Genomic DNA, 24,597 nt, shown 5'->3' with positions numbered 1-24,597 from the left:
AGAGGCCGCAGCAACTGCAAGGCGCGAAGAGACCATCTTACAGATGGTCTCTTATCTAGATCTGCGTGACCAATGTATGGCTTCGCAGGCACAGCGTCAACCGGGAAAACCCTTGTCCCGGGCATTAGCGTGCAGCGGTATTTCCCACTGCACGGCTGAGGCTGGCATCCGGCGGTCGCAACTGCCCCTCATGCCGCCGCCCCAGCCACCAGCCCAGCCCCGCCCACACCAGCGCGAGCACGGCGCCAGCCAGCGCCACCGTGGCGGGATGGCCCGACAGCGCATCGATCCCCGTCTTGACCCACGCACTGACCGCATCGCCCGCACGGTAGACCGCGGTGTCAATCACGTTCTTGGCCTTGTACTTGGTCTCGGGATCGACCACGGTGAACAGCATCTCGCGCCCGGGGCGCAGCAGCGCGTATTCGCCCACGCGCCGCAGGATCATCACGCCGGCCAGCACGCCGAAGGTCGGCAGCATCGCCAGCACGAGAAAGCCGCAGGTCACCGCCAGCGGCACCGCGGTCAGCAGCACGGTGACGCCATAGCGGCGCGCGATGCGGCCGGTGAAGAAGAGCTGGACCAGGATGGTCAGCGCCTGCACGGTAGCATCCAGCGCGCTGAAGACCTGGGTCTGGCGGGTGCGCTCCGGGAAGGCCTCGGCCACCAGCCGCGCCTGCTCGAAATACAGGAAGGTGCTGGCCGTGGCCAGCAGGATCACGAACAGGCCGATGCCAAGCAGGTAGCGCGAGCGCAGCAGCAGCGACAGCCCGGCCAGCAGCCCGCCGCCGATGGGGTTGGCCGGATCCTGCTCCGCGCCGGCCGGGGCTTCGCCCGGCTGCACCACGCCCGCGCCGGCGCGGCGGCGCCAGCCGAACAGCCAGCCCACGCCCGGCAGCGTTGCGGCCAGCAGCGCTGCCGACAGCAGCATCAGCCCGGTCAGGCCGATCTGCGGCACCAGCCAGCCGCCCAGCACGGGGCCGGCCAGCCCGCCCGCGCTGGCGCCGGCGGCCAGCAATGCGAACAGCCGGCGCGCCTGTTCGGGGCGGAACACATCGGCCATCAGGCTCCATGCCACGGACACCACGAACAGGTTGAACACCGACAGCCACACATAGAACACGCGCGCCAGCCAGACGTTGTCAGGCAGGGCGCGAGTGGCCAGCGCAAAGCCAAGCAGGTTGGCGATAAAGAAGGCGTACACCCAGGGCACGAAGCGCCGCCGCGGCAGCCACGCGCAGACCGCGCCGTACAGCGGGATCGCGGCCAGCATCACGACAAAGGTGGCGGTGAACAGCCACTGCAGGTTCTTCACGCCGCCGGCAATGCCCATGGTCTCGCGCACCGGGCGCAGCATGAAATAGCTGGCGAACAGGCAGAAGAAAAACAGGAAGCCGGCCACCACGGCGCCGGTCTCGCCGGGGCGGATGCCGAAGCCGCGCCGCAGCCGGGCCAGGCCGCCGGCAGGCGCCTCGCGCGCGGGATCGTCCACGATAGATTGCCGCTCAGCGCAGCAGCGCGGCGATGCGCTCGCGCTGGCCGGGGTCAGGCATGCGGCCCAGTCCGGCGCCGAGGTTGTCGGCCATGTTGGGCGGCTTGGAGGTGGCCGGGATCGCCGCGGTCACGGCGGGATGGCTGACGATGAACTTCAGGAACAGCTGGGCCCACGAGCCGCAGTCGATATCGCCGGCCCACGGCGGCAGCGGTCGGTCCTTGACGGCGCGAAAGAGGCGCCCGTCCTGAAATGGCCGGTTGATCAGCACCGCCACGCCGCGTGCTTCGCACAGCGGCAGCAGCGTGCGCTCGGCATTGCGCTCGGCCACTGAATAGTTGATCTGGACAAAGTCCACGCGCTCGCTGCGCACGATATTCTCCAGCGCCTCGTGCGCATCGTCGCGGTAGTGGGTGACGCCCAGGTAGCGGATGCGGCCCTGTTCCTTCAGCTCGCGCAGCCAGCGCAGGTTGGCCTGCCAGTCAATCAGGTTGTGTATCTGCAGCAGGTCGACCTTGTCTGCATGCAGGTCGGCCAGCGAGCGTGCCCATTGCGCCTGCGCGGGCGCGCCGGACTTGGCCGAGATCTTGGTGGCCAGGAACACCCGGCTGCGGGCGTTGGCCGCGCGCAGCAGGTCGCCGGTCACGGCCTCTGCGCTGCCGTAGCTGGGCGCGGTATCGACGACCGAACCTTCGCTCTGCAGCAGCAGGCCCATTACCTCCGCCAGCGGCTTGCGTTCGGCGGCGCCGGTGCCGACGTTGAAGGTGTCGGCGGTGCCCATGCCGATCACGGGCAGGGCTTCGGTGGTGCCCGGGATATTGCGGCGCAAGGGGGCGGCGACGGTGGCGGCATGAGCCGGCAGCACAGGGCCGAGGCCGGTAGCGGCCAGGCCTGCTGCAAGGCTGAGGAAGGAGCGGCGGTCGATCGACATGGGATGGTTCCCGGCAAGTCACTTACTGGTTGACCTTAGGCGGTGGGCGGAGCCTTGTAAACCGTTGCGTTGATCGGTTGCGCGGCAGACTTCGCCGTTCAGGGCGGGGAATGGCAAGGCGCGGCTGGATGCGCTGGTGAGCGCGGCCTGGCGGGGCGCGGTGGCTCCGGACACAGGCGAAAATGAGCCACTAACGTTAAATTTCTTGTGGAATCAATCAGGCAATTCAGATTTTCATGTTTTGTCTCATTTTGAGATTTTTAACATTTATTCCTTAGTGGCTTGGGTAAAGTTGCGCACGTATCAAACCGTGTGCCGTTACCCAGATCATGAATCGCCGTTGCTACCGCCTTGTCTTCAATCGGTCACGCGCCATGCTGATGGCGGTCGAGGAATCGGCGAGCGGCCTGGGCAAGGGGCGCATCGCCGGGTCACGCGGCACACAGGCTCCGGCGTTCACCCGCATGGCGCGCTTCGGCCTGCCGGCAACGACCCTGGCCGCCTGGTGCGCAATGGGGCTGCCATGGGCGGCCAGCGCACAGGTGGTGGCGGACCCGAACGCGGGCGCCAACCGGCCCGCCGTGGTCCAGACCGCGAACGGGCTGCAGCAGGTCAATATCACCCGGCCGTCCACCGCCGGCGTGTCCGTCAACGCCTACACCCAGTTCGACGTCCCCAAGGCCGGCATCATCCTGAACAATTCGCCGTCGATCGTGGCTACCCAGCAGGCGGGGTACGTCAACGGCAACCCGAACCTGCTGCCGGGCGGCTCGGCCCGCATCATCGTCAACCAGGCCACCGGCACACTGCCGAGCCAGTTGCGCGGCTACCTGGAGGTTGCCGGACAAGAGCTACGTCACCACCCGCGTGCTGGTACCCGAGCAGGACTTGAGTTCCGGCACGCTGAAGCTGGCACTGCTCCCCGGCGTCATAGGCGAACTGCGCTTCGCCGACCCCAACTTGTGGGGCACCCGGAAATCGGCTTTCCCCGCACCCAGGCGACTTGCTGAACTGCGCGACCTTGAGCAAGGCCTGGAGCAAATGAAGCGTGTGCCGAGCCCAGGATGTGGACATGCAGATCGTGCCGACGAAGGCGCCCTGACGGCGACGCTGTCGGCCTATTCGAACAACTATTTCCAGCAGATCGCCGGTGTCAATCAGACCTTCATCTCCAGCGGCAAGTCGGAGACAGCGGACCTGAAGCTGCACCGCGTGCTCAACCGTAGCCAGAACGATGTGTTCGGCATGCAGTTTCGCCTGACCCGGCGCTTTGGCAAGAGCTTCATCGAGGACACCGAGGTCGCGCAGCAGCGCCGGCCAACCTGTCGGTACCGTTCAAGCTGGGCGAGCTGCCGCTGCGGTATGTCACCACTTTCCACGGCCAGTTCATCAACGACCGGCTCTACTACATTGATGCGCTCACCATCGGCAGCCGCTACACGGTGCGTGGCTTCGATGGAGAGAACCTGCTGGCCGGCGAGCGCGGCTTCTATTGGCGCAATGAGCTACATGCGCCCCTGGGCGGCAGCGGGCAGGCGCTGTATGCAGGACTCGATTATGGAAGGGGCTTCGGGCCGATTACCACTGCGCTGGCCGGCACCCAACTGGCCGGGGCGGTGATTGGACTACGCGGAGGGCTGGGCTCGCGGCTGGGCTCAGTCTCGTATGACGTGTTCGTCGGTATGCCGGTCTATAAGCCCGCAGCGTTCCATACGGCCGCGGTGACGGCTGGGTTGCAGGTGGTGTATCGGTACTGATTCCCGCAGGACGAGGCGTGACAGTGCAGAATCATCGGCACACCAACAGTTGGAAAGCATCCGGTTGTAGCGGGGCGTACTTCAGCAGCCTGCTAGTGAAGCTTGGGTCGATGCGCCACACGAAAACGCACTGACAAGTCGTTGAGACGCTGATCCAGTGTCCATAGCCGTGCGCCTGGCGTGATCAAAGTGGAAGCCAGCAATGAGACATCCACCAGGCCGCAACCGAGTCCATGCAATTTCTCGTGCTCGATGAACGCCATTACCTCTGTCAGGCTGGCCTGCCTTGCGGGCTGCAACAGCCCGATGTCACCGAGTGTCCGCGCACGCGGTGCCGGGGGCGTGCCGCAGGCTAGTTCGACCAGGACCATGGGGTGGGTCAGTGCTTGATCCGACACGAGCAAACTGACCAGTGCGTCATTGCGGTTCTTGAAATGATCCACCCACACAGAGGTGTCGACGAGCACGCTCATTTCGATTCGGGTTCCATGCGGCTACGTGGCACATCTTCCATGTCGGGCGCGGTGCCACCCAGCGCCGCGAGGCGCTTGGCTGCTTGCACCCGCACGAAAGTCTTGATTGCCTCACGAAAAAGATCAGATTTGTCCATGCCAGGGTCGGCTATCTCTAGTGCTTGTTCATAAAGGGCGTCATCGATAGTGACGGTCGTGCGCATAGCATGCTCCGTGCCTCAGATTTGATGTTATTTTGCATCAAAAAAAGCATCTGGGCAAGGTTGCCCGCAGGATGGTGTGATGGTGACTGCTCCGTCACACCAACGCGCCGCTACAGCATCCGCTCCCGTTCGGCCAGCAGTCCATCAAGCTGCGCCCTTCACCATGCCAAGCAGGCAAAGCGCGCTGAAGCTGCCCTCCGAGCGTTCGCTTTCGTGATCCAGAAGTACGAGAACTCCGTCGATACCAGCGCGGACCTGCTGCAAGCATTCGTTAGTCATCTTATCGATCGTCGTCATTGATTCCTCACTGGTGAGTGCGCGCCACTCCTTTCCACGTGAGGGCGGCGGGCCAGTCAACGAGGGTGGAAAGACCGGTCTGACGAGGTGGAGCCGGCCAGCCTTGCGGCTGGCCCGCCATGGAACCATGCGAGCACACAGGCGTTGCATGCTGCAAGCGCAACGCCTGTCCTCGTCAGGCATCCGGGCTTTCCACACCCGATCATCGGTGATCCGATGACGCCACCAGTATTTGCTGTCGGTGCAGGGGAATCGATGAGAGCTGTCGCATTTCCAGGGGCGGGCGAAGTTTGAATCCATGCAGCGGATCCAGAAATCGCCGACTCTTGAAAATGCACGTGCGGCTTTCGTAAACCGCGCCCATGCCGTCGACGGCAGTCACGGCCATGAAGCTTGGGATGGCCCGCGCAGGCAAGCCAATCCCGGTGGATACCGGGGCCTGCCGGGGCCGCCCGGCGCGCCCCCGGGGCGGGGGCGCGGGAGGTAACGCTCAGATCAGCGTGGCCAGGCCCAGCGTCAGCAGCAGTGCCACCACGGAGATGATGGTTTCGCAGACCGACCAGGTCTGGAAGGTCTGGGTCACGGTCATGTTGAAGTACTCCTTGACTAGCCAGAAGCCGCCGTCGTTCACGTGCGACAGGATCAGCGAGCCGGCGCCGGTGGTCAGCACCAGCAGTTCCGGGCGGGTGCCCGGCACGCTGGCGGCGATCGGCGCGACGATGCCCGCGGCGGTGGTCATGGCCACCGTGGCCGAGCCCGTGGCGATGCGGATCATCACCGCCACCAGCCAGCCCAGCACCAGCACCGACACGTTGGCGCCGGTGGCGACGTCGACGATGGCGTTGGAGATGCCGGAGTCGCGCAGGATGCGGCCAAAGCCGCCGCCGGCGCCGACCACCAGCGTGATGATGGCGGTGGGCGCCACGCACTCGTTGGTGAACTTGAGGATGGTCTCGCGGTTGAAGCCGCGCGCCTTGCCGAAGGTGTAGAAGCTCACCAGCGCGGCGATCAGCAGCGCCATCACCGAGTTGCCGATCAGCTTCAGGAAGTCGTTGGCAAAGGTCTTGGGCGTGGTGAACAGGTCGGCCCAGCTGCCGATCAGCATCAGGATCACGGGCAGCAGGATGGTGAACACCGTGATGCCGAAGCCCGGCAACTCGTGCGATGCCTTGACGCGCTCATCCTCTTCGGTGAACTGGTCCGCCAGCGGGTTGACCTCGGGCAGCTTGACGTAGCGGTCCATCAGCTTGGCGAACAGCGGGCCGGCGAGGGCTGCCGTGGGAATGCCAACGATCAGCGCGTACATGATGGTCTTGCCGATGTCGGCGCCATAGGCGGTCACCGCCAGCAGCGCGGCCGGGTGCGGCGGGATCAGGCCGTGCACCACGGACAGGCCGGCCACCATCGGGATGCCGACCAGCACCATCGACGTGCCGGTGCGCTTGGCCACGTTGAAGGCGATCGGCACCAGCAGCACGAAGCCCACTTCAAAGAACACCGGCAGGCCGACGATAAAGGCGATGGTGGCCATCGCCCAATGCACGTTCTTCGCGCCGAAGAAATCGATCAGTGTGTTCGCGATGCGCTCCGCGCCGCCGGATTCGGCCATCATCTTGCCGAGCATGGTGCCAAGGCCGACCACCAGCGCGATATGGCCCAGCGTGCCGCCGACACCGGCTTCAAAGGACTTGACGATGTCGCCCATCGGCATGCCCACGGCAAAGCCGAGCAGCACCGATACGACCACCAGGGTAATGAAGGGGTTGAGCTTGAAGCGCGCGATCAGCACAACCAGTGCGATCACTGCGATCAGCGCATACACCAAGAGCGTGGTTCCGGTGACGGCACCCATATAGTCTCCTTGTGTGGAAAAAAGGCCGCTTGTGGCGGCAGGGGTTAGTTTTTAGTTTTTCCCCTCTCCCGCGGTAGCGGGAGAGGGCACGCAATCCGCAGGCAGCAGGCTCAGGCCGCCGGCTTCTTGTAGGCGATGCAGTCCACTTCGACCTTGCAGTCCACCACCATGCTCGACTGCACGCAGGCGCGCGCGGGCGGGTTGGCGCCGAAGTATTCCTTGAAGATCTTGTTGAACGAGGCGAAGTCGCGCGTGTCGTCCAGCCAGACGCCGCAGCGCACCACGTGCTCCGGGCCGTAGCCGGCCTCGGCCAGGATGGCCAGCACGTTCTTGATGGCCTGGTGGGTCTGGGGCACGATGCCGCCGTCGATGACCTCGCCGCTGACCATCGGCACCTGGCCGGAGACGTAGAGCCAGCCGTCGGCCGCGACCGCGCGGGCAAAGGGCATGTGCTGGCCGCCGGTACCGGTGCCGCCTTCGACGCCGAATCGTTTGATGTCCATGGGTACTCCTGGGATGGGTTGGATATGGGAAGGAAGGAGGGCAGCGCGCCGGTCAGGCGGCGCCGAACTCAGGCCGCGAGCCTCGCGGCAGGAACCGGCCGGCGCGCACGCCGGTGGCCTGGCGCTGCTGCCATGACAGCTCGCCGTTGACCCAGACCGCGGCAATGCCCTCGGCCGGTTGCATGGGATCGGTAAAGCTGGCCGCATCGCGGATGGTGGTGGCGTCGAACAGCACCAGGTCGGCCCAGTAGCCTTCACGCACGAAGCCGCGCTCCTGCAGCCCGAAGCGCTCGGCGGACATGCCGGTCATCTTGTTGACGGCCACCGTCAGCGGGAACAGCTCGCGGTCGCGGGCGTAGTGGCCCAGCACGCGCGGGAAGGCGCCCCACAGGCGCGGATGCGGCAGCGGGTCGTTGGGCAGCCCGTCCGACCCGACCACCGTGGCCGGATGGCTCAGGATGCGGTCGACGTCGGCGTCTTCCATGCAGTGGTAGACCGCGCCCGCGGGCATCAGCCGGCGCGCGGCTTCGTGCAGGTTTACCTGCCATTCGGCGGCGATATCGGCCAGCAGGCGGCCGCCCATCTCGGGCGCGCCTTCGGACCAGGTCACCATGATGTCGAAGTCGCTGGTGACCTGCTTCAGGTCCAGCGTGGAGGAGCTGGCGGTGTAGGGGTAGCAGTCGCAGCCCACCGGCTGCCAGCGCTGCGCACCGTCGAGCGCGTCCAGCACCTCGGTGCTGCGGCCCCAGTTGGCCACGCCCGCGCATTTCAGGTGCGAGATCACCACCGGCACGCGCGCATGGCGGCCGATGCGGAAGGCCTCGTCCATGGCGTCGAGGATCTCGGCGAACTCGCTGCGCAGGTGGGTGGCGTAGAGCGCGCCGGCCTTGGCCAGCGGTTCGGCCAGCGCCAGCACCTCATCGGTCGGCGCGCTGAAGGCGTTGGCGTAGGCCAGGCCCGTGGACAGGCCCAGCGCGCCGTGCTGCAGCGCTTCTTCCAGCTGCGCGCGCATTGCCGCGATTTCTTCCGGCGTGGCGGCGCGGTCGAAGCGGTCCATATGGTTGCTGCGCAGCGCGGTATGGCCGACCAGCGCGGCAACGTTGACCGCGGGCTGCGCGGCTTCCACCGCATCGACGTAGGACTTGAAATCCGGGTAGCGGAAGGCGTCGGCATGGCCGAGCAGGTTCATCGGGTCGGGCGGCTCGCCCGCCAGCGTCACCGGTGCGGCGCTGATGCCGCAGTTGCCGACCACCACCGTGGTCACGCCCTGCGACAGCTTGGGCGTCATCTCGGGCTGGCGCACCACGTTGGTATCGTCGTGCGTATGCACGTCGACAAAGCCCGGTGCAAGGACCAGGCCGTCGCCTTCGACTACATGCGAGGCGGCGTCGGGATCGATCGCGCCGGCTTCATCGATGCGGGCGATGCGGCCGTCGCGCAGGGCCACGTCGGCCAGGCGTGCGGCGGCGCCGGAGCCGTCGATCAGGGTGACGCAGCGGATCAGGGTATCGAACAGGTGTGGCATGGTCAGTCTCCGAGCGGCTGGCGGCTGTCAGGGCCCCGGGCGGGGCCGCTTTCGCCGCGGTGGCTGTCCAGCACGTACTTGAGCCGGCGCAGGCGCTCTTTGCTCTGGTCCGGCTGCAACAGCGCGCATTGCGTGGCGAGCACGTCCAGCACCATCAGCATGGCGTAGCGCGATGCCGACGGTTTGAAAATGAAATCCGTCTCCAGCGTGCGCACCGGCAGCAGCACGTCGGCGCGCGCGGCCAGCGGCGAGCCCAGCGCGGTCACGGCCACCAGGCGGGCACCGTACTCGCGCGCGATATCGCAGCTGGCCAGCATCTCCGGCACGCGGCCGCTGGCCGAGAAGGCCAGCACCACGTCGTCGCGGCCCAGCGTGGCCGCCACCATCTTCTGTAGCAGCGCGTCCTGGTAGCTCGCCACCGGCTGGCCCAGGCGCGCCAGGCGATGGCGGGCCTCGTCGGCCATGAACGACGAGCCGCCGCCCATGCCAAAAGCGTAGACCATGCGTGCGCCGAGCAACAGGCGCGCGGCCTGTTCGATGCGCTGCGCATCCATCATGCCGCGGTTGACTTCGAGCGCGGTGAGGATGTCGGCGTGGATGCTGTCAGCGAGTGTGGCCGGGGTGGCTTCACCGGCGGGAACGCTGCCGGGCTGCAGGAAGCGCGCACCCACCGCGGTGGCCTGCGCCAGGCGCAGCTTCAGGTCGCGCACGTCGCGGCAGCCGATGGCCTTGGCAAAGCGCGTCACGCTGGCCTCGCTGACGCCGGCCTTGCGCGCCAGCTCATTGATGCTGGCGGCGGCCGCGCCGGCCAGGTCTTCCAGTACCACCTGCGCCACCTTCTGCTCGGCCAGGCGCAGCGCGGGGCCGCGCTCGGCGATGCGGGTCAGGATGTCGAAGGGCGCAGTCATGGGCGGCAGGTCTGGTCGGAAGACGGGTCGGATCGAAATGTGACGAAAACTGCGGTGCTTGCAGGCAGGGGCTATAACAGTGATTGGCGCACGTGGCGGATGCCAGTCGCGTGGTCCCGGCTAGCCCTTCCGGGCATCTGCGTGTTACTTTATAACAAGGATGAAATATCTTATTTTCAGGGCTATCATTACGTCAATCAGATTTTTTCAGGGTGATGACAAGCATGCGTGAAATAAAGTATCAGGCTGGCGTGATCGATCCGCTCAACAAGGCGCTGGGACGGATGGAGACCCCGATCGCCCCGGATGCGGCCGGCCAGACCGGCTGGAACCTGTTGCGGGAAGAGCTGAGCCTGCCGGCCGCGGTGCTCTATGAAGACCGGCTTGCGCATAACCTGGAATGGATGCGCCGCTTCATGAACGAATACGGCGTGCAGCTTGCGCCGCATGGCAAGACCACCATGGCGCCCAAGCTGTTTGCGCGCCAGCTTGGCGCCGGCGCGTGGGGCATCACGCTGGCCACCGCGCACCAGACCGCTGCCGCGCATGCGCACGGCGTCAAGCGCGTGCTGATGGCCAACCAGCTGGTGGGCCGGCGCAATATGGAAATCATCGCTGACCTGCTGCGCGATCCGGATTTCGAATTCTTCGCGCTGGTGGACTCGGCCGCGCTGGTCGACCAGCTCGGCAAGTTCTTCCAGGAGCGCGGCCAGAAGCTGCAGGTGCTGCTGGAACTGGGCGTGGAAGGCGGGCGCACCGGCGTACGCGACGACGCGCAGCAGCAGGCCGTGCTGGACGCGCTGGCGCGCTGGCCGCAGGCGCTGTCGCTGGCCGGCGTCGAGATCTATGAAGGCGTGCTCAAGGAAGAAGCCGATATCCGCAAGTTCCTGCAGCGCACCGTGGCGGTAACGCGGCAGCTGGCACAGGAAGGCCGCTTCGGCCGCAGCCCGGTGGTGATGTCGGGCGCGGGTTCGGCCTGGTACGACGTGGTGGCCGAGGAATTCGCGCGCACCGAGATCGGCGCGCCGATCGACATCGTGCTGCGCCCGGGCTGCTACCTGACGCATGACGTGGGCATCTACCGCGCCGCGCAGCAGCGCATCCTGGCCAGCAACCCGGTCGCGCAGAAGATGCGCGAGGGCCTGCTGCCGGCGCTGCAGCTGTGGGCCTATGTGCAGTCGATCCCCGAGCCGGACCGCGTCATCATCGGCATGGGCAAGCGCGATGCGGCCTTCGACGCCGGCATGCCGATCCCGGCACGGCTGTACCGGCCTGGCACCGAGGCGCTGGTGGACGTCCCCGCGCATTGGGAAGTCACCGGCATGATGGACCAGCACGCCTACCTGCAGGTCAAGCCTGGCGACGACGTTCAGGTCGGCGACATGATCGCCTTCGATATCTCGCACCCGTGCCTGACTTTCGACAAGTGGCGCCATATCCCGGTGCTGGACCGCGACATGCGCGTGATCGACATCGTGCAAACCTTCTTCTGAGGCAGGCAGCCCCATGAGCATCGATATCCTGGCCTACGGCGAACCGCTGGTGGAGTTCAACCAACAGCCCGACGATCCGTCGCGCTACCTGCAAGGCTTTGGCGGTGACACTTCCAACTTCTGCATTGCCGCTGCGCGCCAGGGCGCCAGCACCGGCTATATCTGCGCGGTCGGTGCCGACACCTTCGGCGAGCGCCTGCGCGCGCTATGGACGCAGGAGCGGGTCGATACCCGCCACGTGCGCGTCGACCCGAGCGCGCCTACCGGGGTCTACTTTGTCTCGCACGACAACCACGGCCACCGCTTCGATTACCTGCGCGAAGGCTCTGCTGCCAGCCGCTACCAGCACGAGCATCTGCCGCTGGGCGCGATCGCCGCGGCGCGCTACCTGCACCTGTCGGGCATCAGCCTGGCCATCAGCACCAGCGCCTGCGATGCCGGGCTGGACGCGATGGAGCATGCGCGCAAGGCCGGCACCAAGGTCACGCTGGACACCAACCTGCGGCTGCGGCTGTGGTCGCTGGCGCGCGCGCGCGGCATCATGCGCGAGGCCCTGATGCTGACCGACGTGTGCCTGCCCAGCTGGGATGACATCACCGTGCTGACCGGGTTGGACGACCGCGACGCCATCGTCGACTACCTGCTGGGCTGCGGCATCGGCCTGGTCGCGCTGAAGCTGGGCGAAGAGGGCTCCTATGTGGCCACGCCAGAGTCGCGCGCGCTGGTGCCGCCTTATCCGGTCAAGCCGGTCGATGCCACCGGGGCGGGCGACTGCTTCGGCGGCAGCTTTGTTGCGCGCCTGGCCGCGGGTGCCGACCCGTTCGAGGCGGCGCGTTATGCCAACGTGGCTGCCGCGCTGTCGACCACCGGTTATGGCGCGGTGGCGCCGATCCCCGACGCCCAGACCGTGCTGGGCCGGCTGGCGCAGTCGGTGTCGGTGATCGCATGACCCGGTTGGCCTGAACTCCTGCTTCCCTGAAACCCTGCTCCTGCACTCCCTACTCCGAGACAGCCATGCAAAACCAGACTTCCCCGCTGCTTCAACGCCTTGCCGACGTGCCGGTGATCCCGGTGCTGGAATTCCACTCGGTCGACGAGGCCCTGCACGTCAGCGAGGCACTGGTCACCGGCGGCTTGCCGCTGCTTGAGATCACGCTGCGTACGCCGGTGGCACTGGAGGCGATCAAGGCGGTGGCGGCAGCCTTGCCGCAGGCCTGCGTCGGAGCCGGCACGGTGCTGAACGTCGAGCAGCTGCACGCCGTGCGCGATGCGGGCGCGCAGTTTGCCGTCTCGCCCGGCCTGACCCCGGCGCTGGCCGAGGGCGCGCAGGGCGCGGGCATCTCGCTGCTGCCGGGCGTGGCCACCGCCAGTGAGGCGATGGCGGCGCTGGAAGCCGGCTTCACCTTCCTCAAGTTCTTCCCGGCGCAGGCAGCGGGCGGCGTGCCGATGCTGAAGTCGCTGGGCGGCCCGCTGCCGCAGCTGCGCTTCTGCCCGACCGGCGGCATCGACGCCGCGCTGGCGCCGACCTACCTGGCGCTGCCGAACGTGGTGTGCGTGGGCGGTTCGTGGGTGGTGCCCAAGGACGCGGTTGCCAGTGGCGACTGGGGCCGCATCCGCACGCTGGCCGAGCAGGCCAGGGCATTGCGCAACAAGCGCTGAGCAGCGGCAGCGCAAAGAGAAACGGCACGCCATGCGGCGTGCCGTTTTCATATCGACGCGGTCCGGGCCGCATCAGGCTTGGGGGGCTGGCGGCTTACTTGTGACGGTCCGCCGAGCTTTCGAGCTTCTGGCCACCGCGCTGAATGTCCTGGCCGAGCCCCGCCATCGTGTTGCATCCAGCCAACAGTGTGGCAAACAAAACGCACCAGATCCAACCTTTCTTCACGCCGGGCTCCTTTCGAGGATTTCAAGAATCGAGAGATTCAGGGATTGAGGGATTTGCGCCGATTTTACCGCTGCTGTGAGCGGGTTTGACATCTGGTATGTGCCAATTTGTAAATCGTGCAACGGGCGCAACGCCAGCCGCTTCTCAGGCGTGGGGCGCCAGCAGTTCCCGGGCGCGCTGCTGGATTGCCGCATGGGTCTGGAGCAGCCAGGTCGCAGGGAATGGCTGCGCCAGCAGGTAGCCCTGCACGCTGTGGCAGCCCCAGGCACGCACCGCCTCGAGCTGCTGGCGGGTCTCGATCCCCTTGGCGCAGACCGACACGCCGGCGCCCCGGGCCAGCCGGCAGGCGGCGCGCAGGCTGTCGGCACGGTTGGCGGAATCACCGGGCCGGGGGGCATGGCCCAGCCGGCGCGCGTCCAGCGTGACGCGGTCCGGGTGCAGCGCCGCCAGCAACTGGCGGCAGCCCGGGCTGTCGTCGAAATCGCCCAGCGTCAGTTGCAGTCCGCGCCGGCGCAGGGCGGCAAAGCGGGCAATGATGTCGGCGTCGGCCGGCACCGCGCTGGCCGACACTTCGATGCACAGGCGGTCCGGTGCGATGCCGCCTGCGTCGATGGCCTGGGCCAGTGCCTCCACCATCTGCGGGCGGTGCAGCTGGGCGCTGGAGGCCAGCAGGGTGAATTGCAGCGGGGCCACGTTTTCGGCGGCGCGTACCAGCGGCAGCACGCTTTCCAGCAGCCAGCTGCCAATCCGGCCGACCAGCCCCAGCGACTCCACCGCCGGCAGGAAATCCTGCGGCGCCACCCGCCCGAGCGCCGGATGGTGCCAGCGCAGCCGCACGGTGTAGCCGCTGACCACGGCGCTGGCGAAGTCGGCGCGCGGCTGCAGCTGCAGGCTCAGTTCGCCGCGCTCCAGTGCGTCGGGCAGGGCGGCCAGCAGGGGCGCCGTCGGTGGCGCGGCGGGCTTGTCGGCGCGCGCCAGGCCGTCGCCTCCCCGTCGATCGACCCGCAGCATGGCGTCCAGGGCCTGCTGCAGGCTGCGTTCCGCCGGGATATCCGGATGGTCGGTGGCCACGCCGATGCTGCACGAAATAAACAGCTCGAAGCCCTCCAGCGCGAACGGCCGGGACAGGTCGTCGGCCAGCCGGCTGGCCACCGGGCCGGGGTCGGGCTCACCGTCCGGCAGCGCGGTAATGACCACCAGGTCTGCCGGCGCCATCCAGTGCATGATGGCGCCGGGCGGCAGCAGGCAGGCGATGCGTGCCTGCACGATGGCCTGCAGCCTGGCCGCGCGCCGTGGCCCCAGGGTTTCGCAGGCGCTGGCAAACCGGTCCAGGCGGATAGAAAGGATCGTCGCTGGCTGCCCGGTGCCGGAGCGGCGTGCCGCTAGCGCGGACACCAGGGCGGACGGCTGCATCGCGCCAGGCGCGCCCGCGGCGTTGTCATCGGCATCAGGATGCATGGATGGTCTTGCGGGCAGCCTGTTGAAGGCCGTGCGCTGCCCGCGTCTCCCCGGTATCAGATTTGGTCGTTCGGCTTGCCGCTGGGACGGCCGCCGGCGCTTGTCGTCAGGCCTTGGTAATCCACGCCTGCCACGGCCGCATGCGGGCCGCACAGGCCGATCATAAGCGAAGGGGAAGGTGCGGAACATTGCAAATTGCGCCAAGGTGACTTGGTCGCAACCTGCAACTTGATATGGATCAATATGGCCGGAATTGGCCGTGATCCTGGATTGACGCCACCGCCGGAATCCGGCAGCGGCGGATGGGCTGGCCCTGATCAGCCGGTGGTCTCTTCCTCAGGTCCTTCCTGCGGGGGCAGGCGCGCGGCCAGCACCTTGTCGATGCGTTTGCCGTCCATGTCGACGATCTCGAAGCGCCAGTCGCCCCATTGCACGCTGTCGGCGATCTGCGGCAGGCGGCCCAGCAGCAGGAGCAGCATGCCGGACAGGGTGTGGTAGCGCTCTTTTTCTTCCTCGGGCACCTGGCGCAGGCCGATGCGGTCCTTCAGTTCCGGGATCGGGATCAGGCCGTCGAGCAGCCACGAGCCGTCGTCGCGCTGCACCGCCCATTCCTCGCCGGCGGCGTCGGCCTTGAATTCGCCGGTGATGGCCTCGATCAGGTCCTGCAGCGTGACCAGACCCAGCACTTCGCCGTATTCGTCGATGACAAAGGCCATCTGGCCGCCGGAGCCGCGGAAATTCTCCAGCAGCTCCATGCCGGTCACGCTCTCGGGCACGAACACCGCCGGCTGCGCCGCGGCCTTCAGGTCGGCTTCCTCGCCGCGCAGCCGGCGCGCCAGCAGCTGGCGCGCGCTGACCACGCCGATGATGTCGTGCATGCCGCCGCGCACGACCGGAAAGCGCGAGTGGTCGGATTCTTCGATGCGGTGCAGGTTTTCATCGAGCGTCTCTTCCACGTCCAGGTACACGACATCGCCGCGCGGCACCATCAGCGATGCCAGCTGGCGGTCGTCCAGCCGGAACACGTTGCGCACCATGGTGTGCTCGTGCTGTTCGATCACGCCGGCTTCGGAACCCTCGACCAGCAGCGCGTGGATTTCTTCCTCGGTCACGCCCGGGCCGCGGTCGACCTTGGTGCCGAGCAGCCGCAGCACCAGCCGCGTTGAGCTGGACAGCAGCTTGACGAACGGGGTGGAGGCCACCGCCAGCCAGCCGATCGGGCGCGCCACCAGCCGCGCGATGGCTTCGGGCGCCATCTGGCCCAGGCGCTTGGGCACCAGTTCGCCCAGCACGATGGAAAAGTAGGTCAGGCCGGCCACCACGATGGCGGTTGCCACATAGCCGGAGGTGTTAGGCGACAAGCCGAAGCCTTGCAGCCAGAGGCCCAGCGGCTGCGCCAGCGTGGATTCGCCGACCACGCCGTTGAGCACGCCGATCGACGTGATGCCGATCTGCACCGTGGACAGAAAGCGCGTGGGGTCCTCGCCCAGCTGGACCGCGGCAATCGCGCCGCGGTCACCGTTCTCGATCTGGCGCTGCAGACGTGCCTTACGGGCCGTGACCAGCGCGATCTCGGACATCGCGAACAGGCCGTTAAGCAGAATGAGCGCCAGTAGTATGGCAATTTCCATCAGGGTACGCGCTCTTTGCGTGTGAGTTGAAAGCACCAAGCATACCATCCGCGCATGACGGCCCGGCGGTTCCCCGGTGCAGGTGATGGTGGCGCCTCCGCCTGGCGTGGCGATAACTAATGGAGATAGCTCGATACCTAATATTCAATAGATAGTTATCGTTGGCTGCGCCAGACTTCCGCCCATGGCAGCACCTGTGCCGCCTTCCGAACAGCCTGGAGCCTACAGGCGTGCGAATCACAAGGAGACAGAATGGAAAGCCAATGGACGGCCGTGCTGGTGGAGAAATTCGGCCATAGCTTCAGCGCTTACGAACTGGATGGCGGCGAGCGCCGCTTCAGTGTGCAGTTGCCTGACTATCCGCATGAATTCGTGGTGGACCGCGAGCGCCTGTGCGGCTACGTCGGGCACTATGGCGTGCAGACCTTCGCGCACGCCGGCGACGGCGGCGCCGCGGTGATCGCGGTCGACCTGATGCGCGGCGCAGTGGGGGCACGGCTCGATTGCTCGCCCTATCACCGTATCCATGGCCTGCAGATCGACCGGCAAGGACGCGTCTACGCGCTGAGCGAGCGCGACAATATGCTGGTGGTGTTCGAGGCGCCGCTGGAGCACCCCGTGCCTGACCGCGCCGTGCCCGCGGGCGGGGTGAAAAGCCATCTGTTCGTGTTGTCGGCCGATGGCGAGCGTGCCTACGTGACCAACCTGCTGTCGCATACCGTGACACTGGTCCACCCCTACGATGCCACCCGCGCTCCGCGCGCGGCGTACGCCGGCAGGCGCCCCGAGGGCTGCTGCCTGAGCCGCGACGAAGCGGCGCTCTACGTCGCCAGCCGCGACGATCACAGTCTGACCCGGCTGGACGCGCGCACGATGGAAGCGGTGCGCACGGTGCCGACCGGCGAGGATCCCACCCGCATCTACTGGTCGCCGGACGACCGCCTGTTCGTGCTCAACTACGGCGAGCGCAGCATCCGCGTTTTCGACCCCGACACGCTCGCCGAAACCGGCCGGGTCGACACCGGCGCCAGGCCGATTGCGCTCGCCTTCCATCCGGCTGACCCGAGCCGCGCCTATATCGCGCTCAACGACCACACCGTCGGCCAGCTTGACCTGCCTGGCCTGGCCCTGCGCCATGCCTTCACCACCGGCAAGGAACCGGACGGTCTTGCCATCCTGGCTTTGCCGACGCGGTAGTCAACTGGCGTTCACGGCCGCGAAGGCAGCGCGGATGCCAGCGGCCCATACCCGGAAATCCATACGGAGACAGAGTATGAAAGGCTTGGACCAAGCCGGCGCCGGCACGTCGGTCGCCATCGATGCGACACCACTCACCGGTGCCGCCAGCATTCCAGCCCAGCGCTGGTGGCGCATCATCCCGCCGATCCTGATGGTCTGCATCGTCTCGTACATGGATCGCGTCAATATCGCCTTCGCGATGCCGGGCGGGATGGGCGATGCGCTCGGTATCGGCGCCAGCATGGCCGGCCTGGCCGGCGGCATCTTCTTTGTCGGCTATCTGTTCCTGCAGATTCCCGGCGGCAAGCTGGCCGTGCGCGGCAGCGGGCGCAATTTCATCGCCTGGTCGATGCTGGCCTGGGCCGTCATTTCCGTGCTGACCGGCCTGGTGCGCAACGAGACCGAACTGCTGATTCTGCGCTTTGCGCTGGGGGTGGCCGAGGGCGGCATGCTGCCGGTGGTGCTGACCATGGTCGGCAACTGGTTTCCCGACCACGAACGCGGACGCGCCAACGCCCTGGTGATCCTGTTCGTGCCGATCGCCGGCGTCATCACCGCGCCGCTGTCGGGCCTGGTAATCGCGGCGCTCGACTGGCGCTGGCTGTTTATCGTGGAAGGCCTGATTTCGCTGGCCTGCCTCGGCGTGTGGTGGAAGCTGGCCTGTGACCGGCCGGAGCAGGCGCGCTGGATTTCCGCCGAAGAGAAGGCTTATCTGCTGGCCCGCCTGCGCGAGGAAGAGCAGCAGGCAGCCGCCGCTGGCGCAAGCGTGGGGCAGGGCGCGGCCGGCACGCGGGCGGTATTGGCGCACATCCTGTCGCAGGACGTGATCTGGCGCCTGATCGCCGTCAATTTTCTCTACCAGATGGGGATCTACGGGTACACGCTGTGGCTGCCCACCATCCTGAGGGGCCTGACCGGAGGCGGCATGGGGCAGGTCGGCATGCTGGCCGTGCTGCCGTACCTGGGCACCATGGCCGGCATCCTCGCGATCTCCTCGCTGTCCGACCGCACCGGCCGGCGCAAGGACTTCGTGGTCTGGCCGCTGCTGGGTTTCGCCGCCTGCCTGGCCGGTTCGGTCTGGTGGCACGACAATACCTGGCTGTCCTATGGCCTGCTGGTCGGCAGCGGCTTCTTCCTGCAGTCCGCGGCGGGGGTGTTCTGGACCCTGCCGCCACGGCTGCTGGCCGCCGAGCACGCGGGCGTGGCGCGCGGCGTGATTAATGCGCTGGGCAACCTGGGCGGATTCTGCGGTCCCTATGCCGCGGGCGTGCTGATCGAGCGCGTCAGCGCGGGCGCCGGTGTCTACCTGCTGGTCGCCGCGCTGGTGATGGCCGGCGCCCTGGCCGCCACGCTGCCGAGGCGGTGCCGATGAGCAGCGTAACAACTGCCGCGCTGCCCGCAGGCCTGGCCATCGTCGACGCCCACCACCACCTGTGGCAACTCGGGCGCGGCCGCTATCCCTGGCTGCAGGACGAATACCGGCCACAGAGCTTCTTTCTCGGCGATTACCAGGCCCTGCGCAGCGATTACCTTGAGGCGCAGTACGCGCATGACACTAGCGCCGTCACAGTGCTGGCCACTGTGCACGTAGAGGCCGAACGCGACCGCCGCGAAGCCGTCGACGAGACCGCGTGGCTGCACGGCCAGGCCTGGCGCCCCGGCATGGCTGCCGCGGTGGTGGCCTACGCGCCGTTCGGCACTCCAGGATGCGCGGAGCTGCTGGCGCGCCAGGCCGGTTTCGCGCGGGTCAGGGGGATCCGGTGCAAACCGCTGACAGCCGCGGCGCAGGGCGAGTCAGTGGCAGGGCGGCCCGGGTCGATGCAGGACCAGGCCTGGCTGGACGACCTGGCGCGGCTGGAGCGCCATGGCTTGTCGTGGGATCTGCGGGTACCGTTCTGGCATTTGCGCGAGGCGGCGCGGGTGGCGGCCGCCTTGCCGGGCGTGCCGATCGCGCTCAATCACGCGGGCCTGCCACTGGACCGCTCGAAAGAGGGCCTGGCCAGTTGGCGCGCCGGCATGGAGGCGTTGGCCGCCTGCGCCAATGTGTTGGTCAAGCTGTCGGAGTTCGGGCTGGCCGGCGGGCGCTGGGATGCGCAGGGCAACCGCGGCATCGTGCGCGAGGTGCTGGCGATATTCGGGCATGAGCGGGCGATGTTCGGCAGCAACCTGCCGGTGTCGGGCCTGAGCGCGGACTTGGGCACGATCCTTGGCACGGTGTGCGAGGCGCTGCCGGATCCCGTCGCCAGGCAGCGCGTGCTGGCTGGCAATGCGGCCAGGTTCTATCGGATCAATGTTCCAAGGCCGTCCGAGCTGGCCTAGAACCAGCGGCAGGCACAAGCATGCTATAAGTCCTATCTTCGCCGCAGCCCGGCCACCATGCCAGACCTCCCAGCCACCCTCTCCAGTGCCGCCACCCTGCGCAAACGCTTGCATATGCGGCATCTGCGCCTGGCCCTTGCCCTTGCCGAGCACCGCTCGCTGCGGCGCGCCGCGGCACAGATGGCGCTGTCCCAGCCAGCCGTCACCAAGGCATTGCACGAGCTCGAGAGCGTGGTCGGCACGTTGCTGTTCACGCGGCATGCGCGCGGCATCGAGCCGACGGTGTTCGGCGAGGCGCTGATCCGCTATGCGCGCGTGGTGCTGGCCGACCTGGATGCCCTGCACGATGAATTTGCCGCCATCGCCGCGGGCGAGGTGGGCAAGGTGCGGCTCGGCTCGATCCTGGCCCCGGTGCCTTCCGTTCTGTCGGGCGTCATCAACGCGCTCAAGGCACGCTATCCGCGTTTGCATATCGTGATGCAGGTCGATACCAGCGACGTACTGGTACAGGCGCTGCGGCAGGATGCGCTGGACGTGGTGATCGGACGCATTCCCGAAGGCACGGTGGCCGACGATCTTGACTTCGAGCCACTGTTCGAAGAGTCGCTGGCCATCGTGGCGCGCGCCGGCCATCCGCAGGCAGGCAAGCGCGGCGTCAAGCTGGCTTCCCTGGCCGGCTATCCCTGGATCATCCCGCCAGCGGCGGTGCCGATGTGGCAGATCATCGACCAGACCTTCCGCGACAACCGCGTGCCGCTGCCGGAAGACATCATCGAGACTTCGTCGATCATGGGCACGCTGCCGCTGCTGGCGGATAGCGACCGCATTGCCGTCGTGCCGGGCGCGATCGCGGAGTACTTCGTCGCCCTGGGTGCGCTGGCGGTCCTGCCGGTGGCGATGCGCGGGCGGCTGGTCCCCTATGGGATTGTGCTGCGCCGGCGGCGGGCCGCGACGCCGGCCATGCGCCTGCTGATCGACGCGGTGCGCGCGGCGGGGCCCGGCGCTCCGCAGGCGATGACTGAATTGGAGCCATTACCTGCAAGGTAATGGTCATACGCCGCGGTGCATGCTGTAATGCATGCCATGGACACGCTGACCCCAGCCTCCGAGGCCACCCTCGACTTCCCCGGCCTGCTGCGCTACTGGCGCAGCAAGCGCGGCTACAGCCAGCTGGCGCTGTCGCTGGCCGCCGGGGTGTCGCAGCGCCACATCTCCTTCCTGGAATCCGGCCGCGCCCGCCCCAGCCGTGAAATGGTGCTGGCGCTGGCCGAGCGCCTGGGCGTGCCGCTGCGCCAGCGCAACCGGCTGCTGCTGGCCGGCGGCTTTGCCCCGGCCTACAGCGAACACGCGCTGGCTTCGCCGCCGCTGCAGATGGTGCAGCAGGCGATCGCGCTGATCCTGGCCAAGCAGGAGCCGTACCCGGCCGTGGTGCTGGACCGTTTCTGGAACCTGGTGGATGCCAACCCGGCCTACCGGCGCATGCTCGAGACCCTGCTGGGCGGGCGCGAGCCGGCATCGCTCACGGAAGGCAGCCACAGGATCAACCTGATGCTGACCGTGTTTGATCCGGAGGGCCTGTGGCCAGTGATCGAGAACGCGCGCCAGGTTGGACGCTACCTGTTGCGGCGCGTGTGGCAGGAGCTGCAGGTGCAGGCCCACGACCAGACCGCGCGCGAGATCTTCGGGCGCATCGCCGCCTGGCATCCTGACATGGTCGGGCCGGGCGGCACGCTGCTGCCCGAGGACGACGGCACCGATGGCCCGCCGGCGCCATTGCTGCCGGTGGTGCTGCATGCGGGCGCGTTCCGCGCGTCGCTGTTCTCGACCCTGACCACGCTCGGCATTCCACAGGACATCACGCTGCAGGAGCTGCGCATCGAGTGCTTCTTCCCGGCTGACGACGCCACCCGCACCTTGTTTGAAGCGCAGGCCGGGGCTGCAGCGGCCGCTGTCAGAAGCGGTAGCGCAGGTAAATGACGTGGAAGGTAGTGCCGGGATTGGGGTCCTTGATGCCGCCATTGGACAGGTGCTGGAACCGGTAGCCCGCGGCAAAGCGCCGGTCCTTGCCCACCGTCAAGCCGATCCCGGCGTACTCCGAGAACTGGAAGGCGGTGGAAATGTCGTGGTTGGCCGAGGTGTGCGTGCTGGTCAGCAGGCGCGGCCCGACCGACAGCTCGAGGAAGGGCACCCAGGTGTGGCGCCACCATGCGATCCGCACCACCGGCGAGGCACCAAACTCCCATAGGTCGTTGGGCTGGTTGTCGCTGCTGCTGCGCCAGCGCGCAATGTTGACCTCCCATTGCAGGTCGACCTGCCAGCCTTGCGGATTGCCCCACGCAAAGCCCGAATCCCACAACATGGCGACCTCCGCCTTCTGCACGTCGTGGCCATCGTCGAAGCCGTAGCCAAGCTGCACGGCAGGCGCGGCGCGTGCCGTCGCTGCCAGGCACAAGGGCAGGGCAAGCAGGCCCGCGGCGACGGTGCGGCGCACCCGCTGTTGCCACGCATGTCGGCAGGGCGGGGGGGGATGGAACGAGGAACAACTCACACGGCGGTCTTGTCTGGCTTCTGGTTCGTGTCGGCGCATGGGAAGCACGGATGAAGAGGTGCTGCGTTGTTGTCCGGCAAGGCATGAGCCGGCCGCCACGGCGGGCGCCAGCTTGCACATGCGCTGCCTCCCTGCCTTATTTGTAGTACACGCGAGGCCACGTTGCGATGGTCGGATTTGTTCAAGCGTGGTCGAGCGCCCGTCCGGCGCTCTGCGTCGGGACAAAGAAAAAAATAATCGTGCTAACATTCGCGCGCCGGTGCCGGCTACAAGGCCGCGCCGGTTCGTTACGTCTTCAGGGCGGGGTGAAAGTCCCCACCGGCGGTATGCCGCGGCGCGCAGTGCGTGTCCGGCGAGCCCGCGAGCGCTCGCATTCCCGTGCGAGGTCAGCAGACCTGGTGAGAGGCCAGGGCCGACGGTCATAGTCCGGATGAAAGAAGATGGGCGGAGCTTGCCCGCGCGGCCCGGCGCCTTGCCCGAGCCTTGCGGTTCGCTGTTGCCTTGCGCCGCGCGCAGGGCGCGGCTGTTCGTGCGTGCGCTTCAGGCGCGGCGTGCGGCGCTGCAACTCCGTTGATCCTTCCCCTGGAACGCCCATTGATGCTGAACAAGGAGCGTTTCATGCCTAGCCTTTCCACCGAAGCTGTTGCACCCGAGGTGTCCGCGGATCTTGCCGCCGATGCCGACTCCCGTTCCCTGGCCGCGCGCATCGCGCAGGCGCTGGACGCCATGCGCGAAGGCCGTCCGGTCGTGTTGCTCGACGATGACGACCGCGAGAACGAGGCCGACCTGATTCTGGCCGCGGAACGCCTGACGAATGCCAATATGGCGATGATGATCCGCGAATGCAGCGGCATCGTCTGCCTGTGCCTGACCGAGGACAAGGTGCGCAGCCTCGGCCTGCGGCCGATGGTCGAGCACAACCGCAGCCAGTATGGCACCGCCTTCACGGTATCGATCGAAGCCCGCGAAGGTGTCGGCACGGGTGTCAGCGCCGCCGACCGCATCACCACCATCCGCGCTGCCATTGCCGGGGATGCGGGCACCGATGCTGTGGTCAGCCCCGGCCATGTGTTTCCGCTGGTGGCGCGCGACGGCGGGGTGCTGGTGCGCCGCGGCCATACCGAGGGCTCGGTCGACCTGGCCCGCATGGCAGGCCTGTCACCGGCCGCGGTGCTGTGCGAGCTGATGAACCCCGACGGCACCATGGCACGCCGGCCGGAGGCGCTGGCCTTTGCCGAGATGTACCAGCTACCGGTGCTGACCATCGAGGACCTGGTGGCCTGGCGCCGCCTGCACGACTGAAAAGTCGCCGCCTGCACGCACCCCGGCATGCAAACGCGCCCGGGATGCGTGCTTCCTGTGCGACAATGCGGATCGCTTTTTCCCGTCTATATGAGGGCAATTCCATGATGTTCCGCATTTTTAGGCACGCAGCCGCGTTTGCTGGCTGCCTGCTCGGACTGGCCGCACCGCTGGCGCATGCCGAAGGCAGCGCCGTGACGGCGCCGTCCCCCGTTCCCTCCAGCACCACCCGCCCGGCTGCCGCCGCTGGCCTGTACGAGTGCCAGGTCGCTGGCACCGGCACGGTATTCCGGTCCACGCCCAGGGAAGGCTGCCGGCTGGTCGCGGCACCCGATCCCGCCGCCCCCGATCCGCAACGATGGCTTCCCCTGATGGGTGCCAACGGCGTGATTTCGTATTTCGATCAATCCACGGTGCGCCGCCAGGGCACCGAAGTCGGCGTGGTGGTGATGCGCAATTCGCCGTCGGGGGTGATCCGCACCGCCAGCGGCGAGCCGATCCGCTCGTCGCTCAAGCGCATGGTGCTGAACTGCGCCACGTCCATGTTCGCCGTGGTCGAGCAGACGCTCTACAACAAGCGCTTTGCGCGCGGCGATTCGCTCTATACGATCCGCGCGCCGCAGTACGGCACCTTCCAGGTCGCCGGCCCCGGCACGATTGCCGGAGAGTTGCTGCGCAAGCTGTGCCGGTAAGCCTGGCGGCGAGCGGCGATCCACGGCTGCCTGTCCAGCTCCCTATCAGGGTTTGTCCCGGTCAACGGCGCGCAAACCTTCCTCGTTGA

Annotated in this window: 23 protein-coding genes, 2 pseudogenes and 1 riboswitch; of the genes and pseudogenes, 12 read left to right on the top strand and 13 right to left on the bottom strand. The window is 67.4% G+C overall.

Going from position 1 to position 24,597, the window contains the following annotated elements; all coding sequences use genetic code 11:
* Nucleotides 1-124 precede the first annotated feature (124 nt).
* Entirely contained in the window at nt 125-1,492 is a 1,368-nt protein-coding gene (locus tag C265_RS27780) for an NTP/NDP exchange transporter (RefSeq protein ID WP_010814130.1), read from the bottom strand.
* Nucleotides 1,493-1,505: 13 nt separating this feature from the next.
* Nucleotides 1,506-2,423, bottom strand: a complete 918-nt coding sequence (locus C265_RS27775) for an aldo/keto reductase (RefSeq protein ID WP_010814131.1) — start codon at nt 2,421-2,423, stop codon at nt 1,506-1,508.
* A gap of 329 nt (nt 2,424-2,752) precedes the next feature.
* Between C265_RS27775 and C265_RS32705 the strand changes: the two are divergent.
* Nucleotides 2,753-3,268 (top strand): annotated as a pseudogene (locus C265_RS32705) (ESPR-type extended signal peptide-containing protein); the annotation flags it as partial.
* A gap of 1 nt (nt 3,269) precedes the next feature.
* Nucleotides 3,270-4,180 (top strand): annotated as a pseudogene (locus C265_RS33030) (ShlB/FhaC/HecB family hemolysin secretion/activation protein); the annotation flags it as partial.
* Nucleotides 4,181-4,272: 92 nt separating this feature from the next.
* Here C265_RS33030 and C265_RS27760 read toward each other — a convergent pair.
* From C265_RS27760 to C265_RS27730, 7 genes are all read right to left on the bottom strand, one after another.
* Nucleotides 4,273-4,653 carry a type II toxin-antitoxin system VapC family toxin gene (locus C265_RS27760; protein ID WP_010814135.1) on the bottom strand — a complete coding sequence of 127 codons (381 nt, stop codon included), beginning with the start codon at nt 4,651-4,653 and terminating at the stop codon, nt 4,273-4,275.
* Nucleotides 4,650-4,856, bottom strand: coding sequence for a type II toxin-antitoxin system VapB family antitoxin (locus C265_RS27755; RefSeq protein WP_010814136.1), 207 nt, complete (start codon nt 4,854-4,856; stop codon nt 4,650-4,652). Before C265_RS27755 ends, C265_RS27760 begins: the two co-directional genes overlap by 4 nt.
* 144 nt (nt 4,857-5,000) lie before the next feature.
* A complete protein-coding gene (locus C265_RS27750; RefSeq protein ID WP_010814137.1) occupies nt 5,001-5,153 on the bottom strand; it encodes a hypothetical protein in 153 nt (50 codons plus the stop codon).
* 490 nt (nt 5,154-5,643) lie between these two features.
* Nucleotides 5,644-7,005, bottom strand: a complete 1,362-nt coding sequence (locus tag C265_RS27745; RefSeq protein WP_010814138.1) for a GntP family permease — start codon at nt 7,003-7,005, stop codon at nt 5,644-5,646.
* A 110-nt stretch (nt 7,006-7,115) separates the two neighbouring features.
* Nucleotides 7,116-7,508, bottom strand: coding sequence for a RidA family protein (locus C265_RS27740; RefSeq protein WP_010814139.1), 393 nt, complete (start codon nt 7,506-7,508; stop codon nt 7,116-7,118).
* Between the two features lie 52 nt (nt 7,509-7,560).
* On the bottom strand, nt 7,561-9,033 hold the full coding sequence (locus C265_RS27735; RefSeq protein ID WP_010814140.1) for an amidohydrolase family protein: 1,473 nt from the start codon (nt 9,031-9,033) through the stop codon (nt 7,561-7,563).
* A 2-nt stretch (nt 9,034-9,035) separates the two neighbouring features.
* Nucleotides 9,036-9,941, bottom strand: a complete 906-nt coding sequence (locus C265_RS27730; protein ID WP_010814141.1) for a MurR/RpiR family transcriptional regulator — start codon at nt 9,939-9,941, stop codon at nt 9,036-9,038.
* Nucleotides 9,942-10,165: 224 nt separating this feature from the next.
* Between C265_RS27730 and C265_RS27725 the strand changes: the two genes are divergently transcribed.
* The 3 genes from C265_RS27725 to C265_RS27715 all read left to right on the top strand — a co-directional run bounded on the left by C265_RS27725 (nt 10,166) and on the right by C265_RS27715 (nt 13,093).
* On the top strand, nt 10,166-11,434 hold the full coding sequence (locus C265_RS27725; protein WP_010814142.1) for an amino acid deaminase: 1,269 nt from the start codon (nt 10,166-10,168) through the stop codon (nt 11,432-11,434).
* Between the two features lie 13 nt (nt 11,435-11,447).
* Nucleotides 11,448-12,383 (top strand): sugar kinase, encoded by a 936-nt coding sequence (locus C265_RS27720; RefSeq protein ID WP_010814143.1) that lies wholly within the window; start codon nt 11,448-11,450, stop codon nt 12,381-12,383.
* Nucleotides 12,384-12,448: 65 nt separating this feature from the next.
* Nucleotides 12,449-13,093, top strand: coding sequence for a bifunctional 4-hydroxy-2-oxoglutarate aldolase/2-dehydro-3-deoxy-phosphogluconate aldolase (locus C265_RS27715; RefSeq protein ID WP_010814144.1), 645 nt, complete (start codon nt 12,449-12,451; stop codon nt 13,091-13,093).
* Between the two features lie 94 nt (nt 13,094-13,187).
* On the opposite strand, the gene C265_RS27710 is transcribed toward C265_RS27715, so the two are convergent.
* The 3 genes from C265_RS27710 to C265_RS27700 all read right to left on the bottom strand — a co-directional run bounded on the left by C265_RS27710 (nt 13,188) and on the right by C265_RS27700 (nt 16,408).
* Entirely contained in the window at nt 13,188-13,319 is a 132-nt protein-coding gene (locus C265_RS27710) for an entericidin A/B family lipoprotein (protein WP_010814145.1), read from the bottom strand.
* A 144-nt stretch (nt 13,320-13,463) separates the two neighbouring features.
* Complete coding sequence (locus tag C265_RS27705; RefSeq protein WP_010814146.1) at nt 13,464-14,777, bottom strand: GGDEF domain-containing protein; 1,314 nt, start codon at nt 14,775-14,777, stop codon at nt 13,464-13,466.
* Nucleotides 14,778-15,094: 317 nt separating this feature from the next.
* On the bottom strand, nt 15,095-16,408 hold the full coding sequence (locus tag C265_RS27700; protein WP_010814147.1) for a hemolysin family protein: 1,314 nt from the start codon (nt 16,406-16,408) through the stop codon (nt 15,095-15,097).
* Between the two features lie 252 nt (nt 16,409-16,660).
* On the opposite strand from C265_RS27700, the gene C265_RS27695 reads away from it, so the two are divergent.
* The 5 genes from C265_RS27695 to C265_RS27675 all read left to right on the top strand — a co-directional run bounded on the left by C265_RS27695 (nt 16,661) and on the right by C265_RS27675 (nt 21,943).
* Entirely contained in the window at nt 16,661-17,605 is a 945-nt protein-coding gene (locus tag C265_RS27695) for a YncE family protein (protein WP_010814148.1), read from the top strand.
* 76 nt (nt 17,606-17,681) lie between these two features.
* The gene (locus C265_RS27690) at nt 17,682-19,019 is read left to right on the top strand and encodes an MFS transporter (RefSeq protein ID WP_010814149.1); all 1,338 of its coding nucleotides are present in this window, start codon (nt 17,682-17,684) and stop codon (nt 19,017-19,019) included.
* Nucleotides 19,016-19,966, top strand: a complete 951-nt coding sequence (locus C265_RS27685) for an amidohydrolase (protein ID WP_010814150.1) — start codon at nt 19,016-19,018, stop codon at nt 19,964-19,966. The genes C265_RS27690 and C265_RS27685 overlap by 4 nt, the downstream gene beginning before the upstream one ends.
* Nucleotides 19,967-20,023: 57 nt before the next feature.
* Nucleotides 20,024-21,013, top strand: coding sequence for a LysR family transcriptional regulator (locus tag C265_RS27680; protein ID WP_011617085.1), 990 nt, complete (start codon nt 20,024-20,026; stop codon nt 21,011-21,013).
* 36 nt (nt 21,014-21,049) lie between these two features.
* A complete protein-coding gene (locus C265_RS27675) occupies nt 21,050-21,943 on the top strand; it encodes a helix-turn-helix domain-containing protein (RefSeq protein ID WP_037025544.1) in 894 nt (297 codons plus the stop codon).
* Here C265_RS27675 and C265_RS27670 read toward each other — a convergent pair.
* A complete protein-coding gene (locus tag C265_RS27670; RefSeq protein WP_010814153.1) occupies nt 21,918-22,457 on the bottom strand; it encodes an acyloxyacyl hydrolase in 540 nt (179 codons plus the stop codon). The genes C265_RS27675 and C265_RS27670 overlap by 26 nt on opposite strands.
* A gap of 344 nt (nt 22,458-22,801) precedes the next feature.
* Nucleotides 22,802-22,960: riboswitch (FMN riboswitch) on the top strand.
* Between the two features lie 172 nt (nt 22,961-23,132).
* Here C265_RS27670 and ribB point away from each other — a divergent pair.
* Nucleotides 23,133-23,816, top strand: coding sequence for a 3,4-dihydroxy-2-butanone-4-phosphate synthase (gene ribB, locus C265_RS27665; RefSeq protein WP_143010665.1), 684 nt, complete (start codon nt 23,133-23,135; stop codon nt 23,814-23,816).
* A gap of 104 nt (nt 23,817-23,920) precedes the next feature.
* Nucleotides 23,921-24,508: a surface-adhesin E family protein gene (locus tag C265_RS27660; protein WP_010814155.1), complete on the top strand. Its 588-nt coding sequence runs from the start codon at nt 23,921-23,923 to the stop codon at nt 24,506-24,508.
* The last annotated feature ends 89 nt before the right edge of the window (nt 24,509-24,597 follow it).

Source organism: Cupriavidus sp. GA3-3, from assembly GCF_000389805.1.
GTDB classification, from domain to species: Bacteria; Pseudomonadota; Gammaproteobacteria; order Burkholderiales; family Burkholderiaceae; genus Cupriavidus; species Cupriavidus necator_D.
Note: the sequence above shows the minus strand (reverse complement) of the source record. Positions and strands in the feature narration are given on the sequence as shown.

Coding starts and splice junctions, on each gene's coding strand:
- C265_RS27700 (WP_010814147.1), bottom strand. CDS start 16,408: ATGGAAATTGCCATACTACTGGCGCTCATTCTGCTTAACGGCCTGTTC.
- C265_RS27690 (WP_010814149.1), top strand. CDS start 17,682: ATGAAAGGCTTGGACCAAGCCGGCGCCGGCACGTCGGTCGCCATCGAT.
- C265_RS27775 (WP_010814131.1), bottom strand. CDS start 2,423: ATGTCGATCGACCGCCGCTCCTTCCTCAGCCTTGCAGCAGGCCTGGCC.
- C265_RS27680 (WP_011617085.1), top strand. CDS start 20,024: ATGCCAGACCTCCCAGCCACCCTCTCCAGTGCCGCCACCCTGCGCAAA.
- ribB (WP_143010665.1), top strand. CDS start 23,133: ATGCCTAGCCTTTCCACCGAAGCTGTTGCACCCGAGGTGTCCGCGGAT.
- C265_RS27760 (WP_010814135.1), bottom strand. CDS start 4,653: ATGAGCGTGCTCGTCGACACCTCTGTGTGGGTGGATCATTTCAAGAAC.
- C265_RS27735 (WP_010814140.1), bottom strand. CDS start 9,033: ATGCCACACCTGTTCGATACCCTGATCCGCTGCGTCACCCTGATCGAC.
- C265_RS27715 (WP_010814144.1), top strand. CDS start 12,449: ATGCAAAACCAGACTTCCCCGCTGCTTCAACGCCTTGCCGACGTGCCG.
- C265_RS27755 (WP_010814136.1), bottom strand. CDS start 4,856: ATGCGCACGACCGTCACTATCGATGACGCCCTTTATGAACAAGCACTA.
- C265_RS27725 (WP_010814142.1), top strand. CDS start 10,166: ATGCGTGAAATAAAGTATCAGGCTGGCGTGATCGATCCGCTCAACAAG.
- C265_RS27750 (WP_010814137.1), bottom strand. CDS start 5,153: ATGACGACGATCGATAAGATGACTAACGAATGCTTGCAGCAGGTCCGC.
- C265_RS27705 (WP_010814146.1), bottom strand. CDS start 14,777: ATGCATCCTGATGCCGATGACAACGCCGCGGGCGCGCCTGGCGCGATG.
- C265_RS27675 (WP_037025544.1), top strand. CDS start 21,050: ATGGACACGCTGACCCCAGCCTCCGAGGCCACCCTCGACTTCCCCGGC.
- C265_RS27740 (WP_010814139.1), bottom strand. CDS start 7,508: ATGGACATCAAACGATTCGGCGTCGAAGGCGGCACCGGTACCGGCGGC.
- C265_RS27720 (WP_010814143.1), top strand. CDS start 11,448: ATGAGCATCGATATCCTGGCCTACGGCGAACCGCTGGTGGAGTTCAAC.
- C265_RS27685 (WP_010814150.1), top strand. CDS start 19,016: ATGAGCAGCGTAACAACTGCCGCGCTGCCCGCAGGCCTGGCCATCGTC.
- C265_RS27695 (WP_010814148.1), top strand. CDS start 16,661: ATGGAAAGCCAATGGACGGCCGTGCTGGTGGAGAAATTCGGCCATAGC.
- C265_RS27745 (WP_010814138.1), bottom strand. CDS start 7,005: ATGGGTGCCGTCACCGGAACCACGCTCTTGGTGTATGCGCTGATCGCA.
- C265_RS27660 (WP_010814155.1), top strand. CDS start 23,921: ATGATGTTCCGCATTTTTAGGCACGCAGCCGCGTTTGCTGGCTGCCTG.
- C265_RS27730 (WP_010814141.1), bottom strand. CDS start 9,941: ATGACTGCGCCCTTCGACATCCTGACCCGCATCGCCGAGCGCGGCCCC.